The organism is Paenibacillus sp. YN15, assembly GCF_003285005.1.
Lineage (GTDB): Bacteria > Bacillota > Bacilli > Paenibacillales > NBRC-103111 > Paenibacillus_AR.
This window is the reverse complement of sequence record NZ_QMFA01000014.1, coordinates 116096-129182: the sequence shown is the minus strand read 5'-3', so window position 1 is coordinate 129182 and position 13087 is coordinate 116096. Positions and strand designations below refer to the sequence as shown.

At 56.3% G+C, this 13087-nt stretch carries 6 protein-coding genes; 3 read left to right on the top strand and 3 right to left on the bottom strand.

What is annotated here, in order from left to right; genetic code table 11:
- Positions 1 to 333: 333 nt before the first annotated feature.
- The 3 genes from DQG13_RS13605 to DQG13_RS13595 form a co-directional block, all read right to left on the bottom strand.
- Entirely contained in the window at positions 334 to 5109 is a 4776-nt protein-coding gene (locus DQG13_RS13605) for an S-layer homology domain-containing protein (protein WP_113020311.1), read from the bottom strand.
- Between the two features lie 268 nt (positions 5110 to 5377).
- The gene (locus DQG13_RS13600) at positions 5378 to 6256 is read right to left on the bottom strand and encodes a carbohydrate ABC transporter permease (RefSeq protein ID WP_113020310.1); all 879 of its coding nucleotides are present in this window, start codon (positions 6254 to 6256) and stop codon (positions 5378 to 5380) included.
- 19 nt (positions 6257 to 6275) lie between these two features.
- A complete protein-coding gene (locus tag DQG13_RS13595) occupies positions 6276 to 7127 on the bottom strand; it encodes an ABC transporter permease (protein ID WP_258525670.1) in 852 nt (283 codons plus the stop codon).
- Between the two features lie 241 nt (positions 7128 to 7368).
- Between DQG13_RS13595 and DQG13_RS13590 the strand changes: the two genes are divergently transcribed.
- From DQG13_RS13590 to DQG13_RS13580, 3 genes are all read left to right on the top strand, one after another.
- The gene (locus DQG13_RS13590) at positions 7369 to 9126 is read left to right on the top strand and encodes a sensor histidine kinase (protein WP_113020308.1); all 1758 of its coding nucleotides are present in this window, start codon (positions 7369 to 7371) and stop codon (positions 9124 to 9126) included.
- Positions 9101 to 10714: a response regulator gene (locus tag DQG13_RS13585; RefSeq protein ID WP_181592742.1), complete on the top strand. Its 1614-nt coding sequence runs from the start codon at positions 9101 to 9103 to the stop codon at positions 10712 to 10714. Before DQG13_RS13590 ends, DQG13_RS13585 begins: the two co-directional genes overlap by 26 nt.
- A gap of 354 nt (positions 10715 to 11068) precedes the next feature.
- Positions 11069 to 12784, top strand: a complete 1716-nt coding sequence (locus DQG13_RS13580) for a type 2 periplasmic-binding domain-containing protein (RefSeq protein WP_113020306.1) — start codon at positions 11069 to 11071, stop codon at positions 12782 to 12784.
- The last annotated feature ends 303 nt before the right edge of the window (positions 12785 to 13087 follow it).

Genomic DNA, 13087 nt, shown 5'->3' with positions numbered 1-13087 from the left:
ATTTGTGATCATTGCCATTTCAGTGAAAATCAGTCTCATTGTAGGGTCCGTATTTTGGAAATGTCAAGGGTTCCGATAGGCGGTTTCATCCTTTGGCGGAAAAGTTCGGTTTTTCTCCAAATTTCCCGGAGTGCAGCAGATGAAAATGCCGGATATGACGCCTCATCGCACCTCATTTTCGCATCTTCAGCGCAAATCCGGGCAACTCCTGGCAACCCCGCGCAATCGGCGCAACTCCGCCCAACTCCACGCAATCGGCGCAACTCCGCGCAACCACGCCAAAAAGGACCCGCAAGGGTCCTTTTTGGCAAGCGCGGTAAGCAATCGGGCCGTTTATTGGCCGGGGCTGAGGGCGCGGATGAAGCGGGCGAACACTGCTGCCGCCTCCGCCCGGGTAACGCCGGCCTGCGGATCAAAGAGCCCGTCGGATTTGCCTGTGATCAGTCCTGCCGCGGCCAAGGCGTCAACCGCCTCTGCGGCCCAGGAGCTGATGCTGCCGCCGTCCGTGAAGGCCGCTGCTGCTGATGCAGGCAGCTTATAACCTTTGGCTGCGGCGTAGCGGTGCAGCATAACCGCCAGCTGCTCCCGGGTCAGGCTGTCTTGGGGCGCAAACCGGCCCTCTTCCATTCCGTTCACAATGCCCATCCTGTTGGCCCAGGCAGCCGCTGCGGCATACCATTCCCCCTCCGGCACATCGGTGAAGGCGGACTGCCCGTACCCGCTAAGATCGGCTCCCTCCAAATTGGCCAGCACTTGCGCGAGCATGGCCCGGGTTAAGATTCCATCGGGCTCGAAGATTTGGTCGCCTGTGCCGGAGAACAAGCCCCGAGCCGCTGCCAGGGCAATATCCGCCGCCGCCCAATGGCCGCTGGCGACATCAGCAAAGCTCCTGCCGTTATGAATCACGTCATAAGCGCCGGTAGCCTCAATGGCAAAGGTCATGCTGCCGCCTTTGGCGACCGCCAGCGGGAAAATTTTGCCGTTCTCCCTCCTGATGGCCACCCATTCATCCCCGCTGTGTCCGGCTGCATCCCGGACAGGCAGAGTCAGCGTCAAGGGATTGGCAGGATCATGGTACGGCACCGGCTGATCCTCTTTCAGCAGCTCGACGGTATAGCCCTCCTTCTGCCGGATGCGGAGCGTCAGGGTATCCCCGTATTTCTTCATTATATTTTGCAGCGTTTCATTGGGGAGGGTGATTGCTCCGAAATCGGTGCGGACGGTCAAGGCTGCCGAATCCATGGCGGAAAGGGGGAGCTGTATAGTCAAATCATCCAGCTCCTCCGCGTTGATAATCAGCTGGCTGCTGCCGGCAAGGGCGGCGGCGATTTGCTCCGCAGTGCTTACCAGGCTGTACCCGCCGGCTTCATTCCGGACAAGGGCTCCCGTTACTCCATTGAGGGAGGCTTTTCCGGAGGGTGTCTCCGTTGGCTGCACTGCCGGCGCGGAAGGGCCCGTTTCCGTAGCAGTGTCATCCTCAGATGAAGCAGGCGGCTCTGTCACTGCCGTCACTGTCAGCGTATACTGCTGCTCCGCATGAGGCGCTATGCCGTTGGATGCCGCAACGGTAAAGGTATACACTCCCGGCGCCAGCGTGCCCGCAACCGTGATCAAGCCTGTTGCGCGGTTGATGGCCACCTCCGCAGGCGCGCCTTCCAGCGAATAGGTGAAGGGAGCTGTGCCTGCCGCCTGCACCTGGAAGGTGCCGCCCCGGCCGCTTGCAACACTGCCGCTATTGGCTGAGGTAATGCTTGGAGCCGCACTGCCGTACAGAGCCACATCCTCCGTATTGTACATGAAGAGGAGTCTTTCATTGGTGGTTACATTTCCAACATCGGCAATATCAGCCAGCGTCTTCGTTCCCAGCCGGAGGGTCAGAACAGCGCTGCTTCCGGAGCCTGCCGCATCCTGATACACAACCCGGTTTCCGTACAAAGGGGAGGCCAGGAAAAAGGGCCCTACCCCGGTTGAGCGGAGCAGAAACTTCTCGTGATCCCCGATCTCGGCGGCATCGGCTTTGATCGCGTTATAATTTCCGGCAAGCTCGTCCTTCACCGACAGATAGGTATTGGTTTTTACCAGCCGAACCGAGTATGTCCCGTCATCATTGGCGACCAGCTGATAGAAGGGGGCTTCCTGCTTCATGACGCTGGTAATCAGCTCTCCGCTGGCGTTTATATCATAGTAGGAGTTGAGGGTTTCGGCCACCCGTTCTCCGTCAACCATGCTCCAATTCCGCTGATAAAGCGGCTCCCATCTTGTCCGCAGCTGGAAGTAGGGGCCGCCGGTCTCCTGCGGCTCTCCATTATAATGGGTCAGCGTGCCGAAGTTCAGGTTGTCAAAATGGACCATGCCTTGGGGGCGCGCCGCTGCCGCCGCTCTTGCCGTCCAGGTCAAATCCGCATCGGTCCCGGCATAGAGGGCCAGGCCCTGCTCAAAAACAGGCCGCAGCTCCCCTCTGTTCAGACCGTTGCTGTCCCGGTCGAAGCCTGCTCCATAATAGCCCTTGCCGGTGTCATTAAACACGTTGGGCATGGCGGTGAAGGGAACGTCCACTCCGTACAGTTCCTTGGAATACAGATTATATTTGGCCAAATATTCAAACGCCTTCGCCAGTCTGTTGCCGTATAGGGAATATAAATCCACATTCTGATTTTTTGCGATCAGGCCAATTTCCGACATATATCCGAGAGCCAGCATGGCGTGGGCCTGATCCCGTCCGGTTTCCATGGTTTGTCCCGAATCATGCACATAAGCGAAGATGGAGCCGTTAGTATGAATGTCCTGATAGAAGAATGCCGCCCGGTCGAAAATTTCCGTATTGTCGCAAAGCACCCCGATGGACATCATGCTGACAATGGCGGCCAAATCCCAGTTGCCGTTGGCGATCATGGGCACGGCGGCATCCTGGATAACCGGATAGACCACATTGAGCATCATGCTCTGCAGCGTCTTGAAGTCGGCGTCGCTATAGCCGCTGTAGCCGCCGTTATAATACCGGATAATCTCCGCAGCGCTGGCATATTTGTAAGCGTTGATGCCGGCTCCCAGTATCCGGTCTCTGCCGTCAATCACCTTCAGTCCTTGCGCCCACTTGTTCAGAATGTCCGCAGCCTTGGCGGCGAACCGCTCCTCTCCTGTAATCACCCACTGCAAAGCGTTGAAGTACGCGGCGTTGCCGGCTTTTTCAAAATAGCCGATATTGCCCGAATCGGAAGCGCCTCCGCCGCGCCCCACATTGGAAAAGACCGTGGTTTCGTAATCAGAGCCGGCAACAAGATAGGGAACGCTGTTCAGCAGCCTTTGATAATCGGAATACCACGGCTCCTCCTTGTTCTGCACATGCTGCTTCATCCTGTCCAGGTCACTGTTGCCAAGCAGAATGCCCGGATGGTCAAAAATCCGGATGGTCAGCTCCGTTTGGGCTTGGTAATCCCCGCCGCTGTATGCCAGCGAATACGAATGGATCCCAGGGCTCAAGCCCGTAAGCGCCGCACGCATAAGACCGTCTGCATACACCGCCTCCGCTACAGTTCCATTAATCCTGTAATGGGCGGGACTCACATCGCCGTTGACCGGACGCCAGGCCAGACGGGCAGTATCGCCGGAAACCTCCTGATTGACCTCCAGCAGATCCCGGCCGGACGCTTCCTCAAAGTAGAATCTGTATTCCGTATTCTCCGCGCCGGTGCCGCTGCTCTGCATGGAGCTGTCCGTCATTTTCACATTAAAGCGGCTGAAGTTGGCATCATCTCTCATGGTGGATAAATGGGACCAGATGCGGTAATAGCCCGAATCGGCATAATGGTCTATATAAAACCGCTCATTCCAGCCCGGCACGGCCGCCGATGCCTTAATCTCAAAAATCCTGCTTGTGCTGGTGCCGCTTTGCGCCCCGCTCAAAATATTATAGTAACGATGGGTGCCGCCCAGGAATTCCTCCGCCGTAAAATAATTCTGGATGGTCAGAAATTTGCCGTTATCCAGAGACTTGATGGAGTAAGCCGTCAGTGTGGCTCCGGCCTCCGGCTCCGCATGATCCACGGTTGCAAAATAGTCAAGGACATACAGCGCAAAGGCAGAAGCCGAGGCGGCATCGGAGGTCAGGGACAGCTTCTCCGTGCCGGGGTCAACCCGGACATATTGCCCATTCTCATTCTTCATGCGAAATATCTTGGCGGCATTTTGGCTGTTAACAAAATAATTTCCCATATCAGGCCCCGCAATCTTCGCCGGAAGCTCGGCGGCCTCCAGCCCGTCCATCGCCGCCTGCAGCGAAACCAGGGCCCCATTCACCTCGGCTTGGCTGGTTCCGATCAAACTGATTTCCTTGGCGTGACTGAGAGCTTGGGCCAAGTCTGCCCAGCTTCCCGGCGTGTAGTAGTTTTCCACAAGCTGGTTTGCTTCCGCAATCAGCGCATGGAGCGCCGTTCGGTCAATATTGTCCTCCACAATAGGCTTGCCCAGGGTAACGGCCAAGGTAGGTCCCGGCTGGCCGGATGTATTTCTGGATGAGTACATCTCGCTGGCAGAGACCGAATCCTCATTCACCTTGGCTGTGGCAAGATGAATGCTGACTGTCTTCCTTCCGTTGCTCAAGGCGGACCGGACAAGCGGGGACAGGTCTATGGAGAGGTTTTCCTCTCCGGTGCCGGTTACATTGCGGGTTATGACGGGAGATTCCGCTATGTCATAAGGCCGGTTGTTATAGGTCAGATTGGTTACCGTCCACGCTTCATCCGAATCTCGCAATACGGATTGGCTTTCCGTAAATATCAGCTCATTGGGCGCATGGGATTTTCTGAAGTTGAGGGTCATTTCCATTTCATCCACATTATAACGCGCCGTATCAATGGCAGACAGGTCGAACTGGAGATATACGTGCCTGAATTTCCCGTAAATCAGTTTGTTTGAGTTTAAGCTGGTTCCCAACCGGTCTCCCTGGCCGTTGAAATTGGAAACAAAGGTATCCTGCGCCGCCGGGAAGGTTACGGTTTGGGAGGCTGCAGACGCTTTGGCCCCGATCCCCAACAGACAGGAATACATCGGCAAAAATAACATGGCTGCACTTAACAATACGGCTAGGGCTTGCTTGGTTTGTTTGGTCATGTGGTTCTCCTTTCCAGAGTCTGGTGCATGGGTCTGACAAGGCCTATGGTAGCAACGGGCAGGAGGATTTCATATGCGCTTTTTTAAGGAATAACCGGGCTTTTTTAAGAAAACGTCTTCATCTGTAAATTTTGGGGTTTTTGTTACATGCCAAAAAAAGCTCTGAGAACGTCTTTCCGGAGATCCGGTCCCGTTCTCAAAGCTTTTTTATTGAAGTAATCCGCCGCCGCCGCTGCCGGACGGTTTTCCTTGCGCGCTTCAGACGCTCCTATTCCTTGACTGCCCCCAGCACCATACCCTTCACAAAGTAGCGCTGCAAAAACGGATACACGGCCAGGATGGGCAGCATGGCAATGAAAATTTGCGCCGCCTTCAGGCTTCGGTTGGAGAGCTGCTGCAGGTCCTCGTAATTGATTCCCGCTTTGCTTAAATCCAGAGCCACAACAATGGTTTGCAGCAGAGTAGCCAAGGGCCATTGCTCCGGCGAACGCATATAGAGCATACCGTCGAACCAATTGTTCCAGTGGCCTACCATGGAGAACAAGGAGATGGTGGCAATGGCGGGCATGGAGATGGGCAGATACACCGAACCCAGAATCCGGAAGGAGGAGGCTCCGTCCACAATGGCCGCTTCATCCAGCTCCTTGGGGATGGTCCGGAAGAAGTTCATCATCAGAATCACATTCCACACACTTAGCAGATGGGGCAAAATGTAGACCCAGAAGGAGCCGATCAGATGGATTTTCTGGATCAGGAGATAGTGGGGGATCAGCCCGGCATGGAAGATCATGATAATCAGGAAAAACCAGACATACCTGTTGCGGGGGGCAAACTCCCTGCTGTTGCGGGATAAGGGAAAGGCGGTCAGCACCGTCACCAGCATGGACAAGCCGGTTCCAATAATGGCCCGGAGCACGGAAATGCGGATGGCCCCCACAAAGTTTCCGTTCTTCAGGGTTTCCGTGTAGCTGTCCAGATTGAAGCCGATGGGAATGAAGGTGACCAGATTGCCTTCGGCGGCGGACTTGCCGCTTAGGGAAACGGCGAATATATGCAGAATCGGCAGGACGCACAGCACCGACACCAGCAGCAGGAGAAAAATATTGAAGCCGTAAAACACCTTGTAGGTGGAATTTTTGTAATACATGGCCGCTTGCCTCCTTATCTTAGAATACCCGGTAATCCGTCCACTTGTAGGCGCAATAGTAGCCGCCGCTGATGAGGATGAAGCCTACTGCCGATTTGAACAAGCCCACTGCCGCCGCCAGGCTGTATTGGCCGCCCTGGAAATTGCGGAAGACATAGGTGTCGATAATATCCCCCTGCTGGAGCACAAGCGGATTGATCAGGTTATAGATTTGGTCAAAATTGGCATTCAGAATGTTGCCCAGAGACAGGGTGAACACCACGCTCATAATGGGCAGCAAGGAAGGCAGGGTAATGTGCAGGGTTTGCTTCCACCGCCCGGCGCCGTCGATTTCCGAAGCCTCGTACAGATCGGGATTGATTCCCGCCAAGGCGGCCAGGAAGACGATGGCCGAGAAGCCGAATTCCTTCCACTGGTCGCTGACGATAACCGTTACCCTGAACCAGAAGCCGTCCCCCAGGAACAGGATGGGCTGGAGGTGGAGGAAGGTTAACGCCCGGTTGACAAGCCCGTCCAGGGAGAGCAGGTCCAGGAGGATGCCGCCCAGAATAACCCAGGACATAAAGTGGGGCAGGTAGACCATGGTTTGGATGGAGCGCTTCAGCTTCATGGCCCGCACCTCATTGAGCAGCAGGGCGAAGGTGACAGGCACCGTAAGGCCGAAAAAGATTTTGAGCACGGAAATGGACAGGGTGTTCCAGATGACCTGCACAGAATCCTTCATGGTGAAGATCAGCCGGAAGTTATCCAGCCCCACCCATTCCGAGCCCTGGATGCCCAGCCAAGGTTTGAAGTTCTGAAAGGCCATGACAATGCCGGGCATGGGGGCATAGCTGAAGATAAGCGCGGTGAGCACAGCGGGGAGCAGCATCAGGTGCAATCTCCAGTTTTTATAGTGGCGCGCAATATTTTTCCTTTTTAAAACGTTTCCAACGCCGTATAATGGTGCAGTATCGGTTTTCTTCATTCCGGCCCCTCCTTTGTGGATTCCTCTGTAGTTCCCATTGTAAGGCGAGCCGGGAAATCATGTATAGAACAAGGTTTTAAGATCAATGTCACTATCTTAAGACGCAGGCTGTTTGAAGCGCAAGCCATTGCGGGAGGGAAGCGGGATGCGGAGAAACCGGCCCATATTTGTCAAAATGAACGGTGTAATGCTGATGCTGCTGGTGCCTGTGGTGATTCTGTTCGCCTATTTCAACAGGACCAGCTTGCGTGTGATCGACACCCAGATCACGGCACAGAACACCAGCCAGCTGCAGTTTTTGAAGCAGCAGATCGAAGCCAACGCGGAGCGGCTGTCCCTGTCCTCCAGTGTGCTGATCCGGGACTCATCGGTGCTGGAGCTGCAAACCAGCATGCTGCGCGGCGATTATTATGCCATGATCAACACGGAGCGGCAGGTGAAGGAAAAGCTGTACATGCAGAGCTTCTCCAGCAGTTGGTCCAATCATTTGTCCATCTACTGGCCTACGGTTGGGCACCGGGTTTCCACCAATCTGGGGGACAGCTACGACCAGGAACTGCTGGACCGCTCCGAAAACGGCAAATGGGAATTCCGTCAAACGAACCCTTTGGAGGAGCCCTATTACCAGCTGTTTATCTGGGACCCTTACTTCTCCAAAAGCACGCCGCAGACGGCAAGCGCCGTGTATGAGGTGCGCTTCGGGCTGGACAATATCCGCCGGATGCTGCAGCAGTACCAGTCGGAGGCCGCAGGGCAGTCCTTTCTGCTGACCAAAGGGGGAGCAGCCGTTTCCGGCACCGCCGCCGGAGATGCCATGTTTGCGGATGTGGGAAGGAAGCTTCTGCAGGAGGAGCTGGGGGACAGCGGCCACCGGAATATGGAGCTGGATAACCGGAAAGCTTATCTGAGCTATGTGCATCTTCCGACCCTGGACGCTTATTTGTTCCACTATGTGCCCTTGAACGTGATTCACGCGCCCATTATGAAAGCGCGCAATCTGTTTTATCTCAGCCTAGCTGTGCTGATTTTGCTGGCCTTCGCCGTGGCGTACCTGTTGTATCTGCATGTGCAAAAGCCGATTTCCGCCATTGTGAAGGGGCTGAAGCAGTATGAGGGAGGCAATTATTCCTTCCGGATCAGGAAGAAGTTCCACAATGAATTCGACTACATGATGCTGCGCTTTAATGATCTGGGCACGGAGATCCAGCATCTGATCCATCATGTGTACGAGGAGCAGAACCGCTCCCGGCTGGCCACCCTCAAGCAGCTGCAATCCCAGATCAATCCCCATTTCCTGTATAATAGCCTGTCCTTTATTGCCGCTTGCGCCAAGGCGGGGGAGACGGATACCATCAGGCGGATGGCCTACCATCTGGCGGATTATTACCGCTATACCACCCGTGTGGAGAATCAGCTGCCGCTTCTCCGGGAGGAACTGGAGCTGGTCACCCACTACTTGAACATCTATGCGCTGCGGCTGGAGCGGCTGGATTACCGCATCGAGGTTCCTCCCGATATGCTGGCGGAGCCAATCATGAGACTGATTCTTCAGCCGGTGGTGGAAAATGCCATCGAGCACGGGATCGAACCGAAGCCCGGCCGGGGGACCATCCGGATTTCCGGACTCCGGGAGGCGGGGTGGAATCTGCTGGTGGTGGAGGACAGCGGCGCAGGTTTGGAGGAGGGGGCTCTTCGCGGCCTTATGGAAGGTCTGGAGCGGCCCATGGATGCGGATACGGGCTGCGGTTTGTGGAATGTGCATCAGCGGCTCTTCTCCCGCTTTGGTCCCGGCGCAGGGATCACCCTGGATAAGTCGGAAGAACTGGGCGGCCTGCGGGTTGCCCTGCGGTGGAAGCCTAAAAAAGAGGAGGATTACAATGATCCAATTGCTGCTGGTGGATGATGAGCCGGTGATTCTGAAAAGTCTGGTGAACAATGATTGGGCCGGTGTTGGCATCGGAGCGGTGCATCAGGCGGACAACGGGCTTGCCGCCCTGGAGGTGCTGAAGCGGACGGAGGCGGATATTGTGGTCACCGACATCCGTATGCCCGGCATGGACGGTCTGGAGCTGTGCCGCTGCATCCGGGAGCAATATCCTCTGACCCGCTGCATTCTGCTGACCGGCTATGGCGAATTTGAATATGCCCGGCAGGCCATCCAATACGGCATTTCCAGCTATCTGCTGAAGCCGGTAAGGGATGAGGAGCTGCTGGCCCAGGTGAAGGAGCTTGCGGACGCTATCCAACTGGAGGAGCAGGAGAAGGGCTCCATGGAGAAAACAAAGCGGACGCTGCGCACCCATTTGCCCATGCTCCGCTCCGGTTTGCTGAAGGACTTGCTGTCCGGGACGGTTTTGCCTGCCCCGGAGCTTTTGGCGCGGATGGAGGAATATGGTCTGCCTTTTCGGCCGGATGCTTCTTGCTTCATGGCGATGGTGCGTCTCGAAGGACTGTTCCGCCAGTCCGGGGACCGGGACATGGATTTATATGAGTATGCCGTCCAAAATATTGCCGGAGAGCTGCTGGAGGCGGATTACCGGGTTTGGTTCTGCAAGGACGCTCAGGATTATCTGGTTTTTGTGCTGCAGCCCAAGGACGGGGCCGCTTCTGCCGGTGAAGCTTCGCTCATGGCCGAGACTGCCGTCCGGGAGCTTCAGGGAAAGATATCGGATGTCCTCAAGGGCCAGGTTTCGGTATGGGTCAGCAGCAGCTTCCGGCTGCCGGATGAGCTGGAGGATCTGTACCGGACCGGGCTGAATGAGTTCCGCAAGGTGCCCCGCAGCGGGGAAGGACGGCTGCTCCGGGCCGGGGAGCTGCGCAGCCAGTCCAAATCCCTGAATACCCTGCACAGTCCGCCGGGCTTCCAGCAGCTGCTGGAGGCGGGGCGTTATGATGACGCCCGCCAGAAGCTGGACCAGGTGTTCGGCGAGATGGACGAGAGAATGCTGGACACCGAGGAGCATCTGATGGAGATTGTCTACACCCTGGCCAACGCATTCCTGTACCTGGCCCATCTGCAGGGGAAGACGCTCCTGGAGCTGTCGGGCTGGGAGGCGGGGCTGACGGCGGACCCGAGGCTGTTCAGGCGGCCTGAACGGGTGCGCAGCTGGGCGCTGGATGCTTTGGAGAGGATGGAGGCGGCCAGCCTCCGGGATCTCAAGGACAGCAAGGGCCAGCTCATCGCCAGGATTCACCGGTTTATCGAGGCCCAGATTGCCGGGGATGTTTCCTTGCAGACGATTGCCGATCATGTAGGGCTCCATCCTGTCTATCTGTCGACGTTATACAAGCAGGAGATGAAGGAGAACATCAGCGACTTCATCATCCGCTACCGGATGGAGAAGGCGGGGATGCTTCTGCGCACCACGGAGATTAAAATTTATGAGCTGGCCAGCCGTCTGGGCTTCCAGAATCCCCCCTATTTCAGCAAGCTGTTCAAGCAGCACTACGGGGTGACGCCGCAGGAATTCCGGGACCGGGTGGGGATGTAGGAGTCTGTCCGACGAAAGGAAGACAGTGAATAAATATTTAACAACATGAAACGGGAGGGATAGGTTGGCTTGAGGGCGAGTTTTTTGGCGGCTTTGACACCTTAAAAATCGAATCAAATCAAGGCCGACAAAACGTGTTTGAGCTTCCAAGCCAAGCCTATCCCGGTAGTGAATGTGCCCAGCGAATATTTATTCACCAAAATCACACCGTCGGACAGACTCATGCGGAGTTTTACGCGGACCTTAACAAATTAACAGGCGATCTTAAAACTTTCTCTCTTACCGGGGTGTAAGCGCTGTAATAAGATAAGAATTGCAAACGGATTACAGTCCGAAAGGGAGGTTTGGAGACACATGAATAAAAAGTTGACATGTATGGCGCTGGCGGCGGCAATAGCGCTCTCCACGGCGGCAGCGGGATGTACGGACAGCAAGGAGGGCGGCAGCGGCACAGCGGAGCCTGCAGGATCGCCGTCTGCCGCAGCTACAGCCGCAGCCAAGAATGAAACCGCGGAGGCCATCAAGAACGGCACGTACAAGTTTGATCCGCCGGTGACCATCACCACGGTGAAGGCCACGGACTCCACCATCAAGTTCAAAAACGGGGAGACCATGGAGAACAATGTCCACACCAAGTGGGCCCATGACCAGCTGGGCATTGACATCAAGCATCTGTGGCAGGTGCCCGGCGACCAGTTCAACACCAAGCTGCGGCTGATGCTCACCGCCAATGAATCGCTGCCGGATGTGATTACCACCCAGGACATGACCTTGCTGGATGAGCTGATCCAGTCGGGGAAATACCGGGATATCACCGCCGATTTTGAGGCTTACGCTTCCCCCAAGGTGAAGGAAATCTACAACTCCAATCCGCTGAACTGGAGCCAGGTGACCTACGGCAACAAGAAGATGGCGCTGCCCAACTTTGCCAATGCGGGCAATGACAACTCTGTGCTGTGGATCCGCCAGGACTGGCTGGATAAGCTGGGAGTGAGCGCGCCCAAGACCTTTGATGAGCTGGAGACCCTCATGCAGACCATTCTGGACAAAAAGCCCGGGGGCAATGACAATGTGATCCCGCTGGGGGTCAGCTTCGGCTCCGGCGGCTCCTACCCCAATCCCTTCACCAGCTGGCTGGGAGAAACCTCCTGGGTGTTCGGGGCCTTCGGCACGGTGCCGTACCAGTGGAATGTGCAGAACGACAAGCTGATCCACGGCTCCACTGTGCCGGAGATGAAGGGCGGATTAACCAAGCTGAAGGAATGGTACAACAAGGGCTATATTTCCAAGGAAGCCGGGCTGCATGACGAGAACAAGCTGGCGGAGCTCATCGCCCAGGGCCGTGTAGGGATTGTGGCCGCCCCTTATTGGATGGGCACCTGGCCGACTCCCGACCTGCAAAAGAACGTGCCGGGGGCAACCATGAAGCCCTACCCGCTGCCCACCCACAACGGCAAGGTGGCGGCGCGCGACACCACCTATCTCCGTGGCGGCATGCTGGTGAAGAAGGATTTTAAACATGCGGATGCGCTGTTCCTGTATCTGAACCGGATTTTTGAATCGGTGAACGCTGGGGAGGGCAGCGAGTTTGTCAACGGCTGGTACAAGGATTACGACTATACCATCAAAGCCGACGGCACCCGCTCTGTGGAGGACAAGGATATTCCCGGCGGCAAGGTGGGACCGGCCAAGTATTTGCTGATCGAACCCAAGGACCCCTTCGTGGGGCTGAAAACCAATGCCCGGCTGAGCAGGGGAGAACCCCCGGTGACTCCTTCGGAGAAGCGGGCGGCTACCGGCAACAAGGATGTGATCAAGGCCTCCGAGATTGTGGATGACGGCTGGAAAGCGGGAATTTTTGTGGCGCAGGCCTTCACCGGGGCCAACACTCCGGCCATGCAAGCCAAGGGCGGCATTCTCGCCAAGCTGGAGGGCGACACCTTCATCAGCATGATCTACGGCAAAAAGTCCATTGACGAGTTCGATAATTTCGTCAAGGAATGGAAGAGCCTGGGCGGAGACGACATCACCAAGGAAGCCAACGAGTGGTACCAGAAGATGAAGAAGTAAGCGGAATAGGGAGGGCCTGCCGGAAGCGGCGGGCTCTTTTTATCCGCATGGGAAGGTTTAACTTCGCTAAGCGCGAAGGCGCAATGGGAAACATTGGGATTGGTGATAAAAACGGCATCCAGGGACGAACGGCGCGGCGTGTGCGATGCAGTTCGGCCCGTTGATGGGGCTGCGGCAGAGCGACTGAGGGGAGCAGCTAGAGTGGCTGACGGGACGGAGAGAGCAACTGATGGTTTGGATGGAGTGACTGGTGGGCTTTGGGTGGAGCGGCTGGTGGGGGAGACTAACTGGCGGTTTGGGTGG

What these genes read in the sequence shown, in the direction of transcription:
- DQG13_RS13605 (WP_113020311.1), bottom strand. Translation starts at nt 5,109, where the DNA reads ATGACCAAACAAACCAAGCAAGCCCTAGCCGTATTGTTAAGTGCAGCC.
- DQG13_RS13600 (WP_113020310.1), bottom strand. Translation starts at nt 6,256, where the DNA reads ATGTATTACAAAAATTCCACCTACAAGGTGTTTTACGGCTTCAATATT.
- DQG13_RS13595 (WP_258525670.1), bottom strand. Translation starts at nt 7,127, where the DNA reads ATGCTGCTCCCCGCTGTGCTCACCGCGCTTATCTTCAGCTATGCCCCC.
- DQG13_RS13590 (WP_113020308.1), top strand. Translation starts at nt 7,369, where the DNA reads ATGCGGAGAAACCGGCCCATATTTGTCAAAATGAACGGTGTAATGCTG.
- DQG13_RS13585 (WP_181592742.1), top strand. Translation starts at nt 9,101, where the DNA reads ATGATCCAATTGCTGCTGGTGGATGATGAGCCGGTGATTCTGAAAAGT.
- DQG13_RS13580 (WP_113020306.1), top strand. Translation starts at nt 11,069, where the DNA reads ATGAATAAAAAGTTGACATGTATGGCGCTGGCGGCGGCAATAGCGCTC.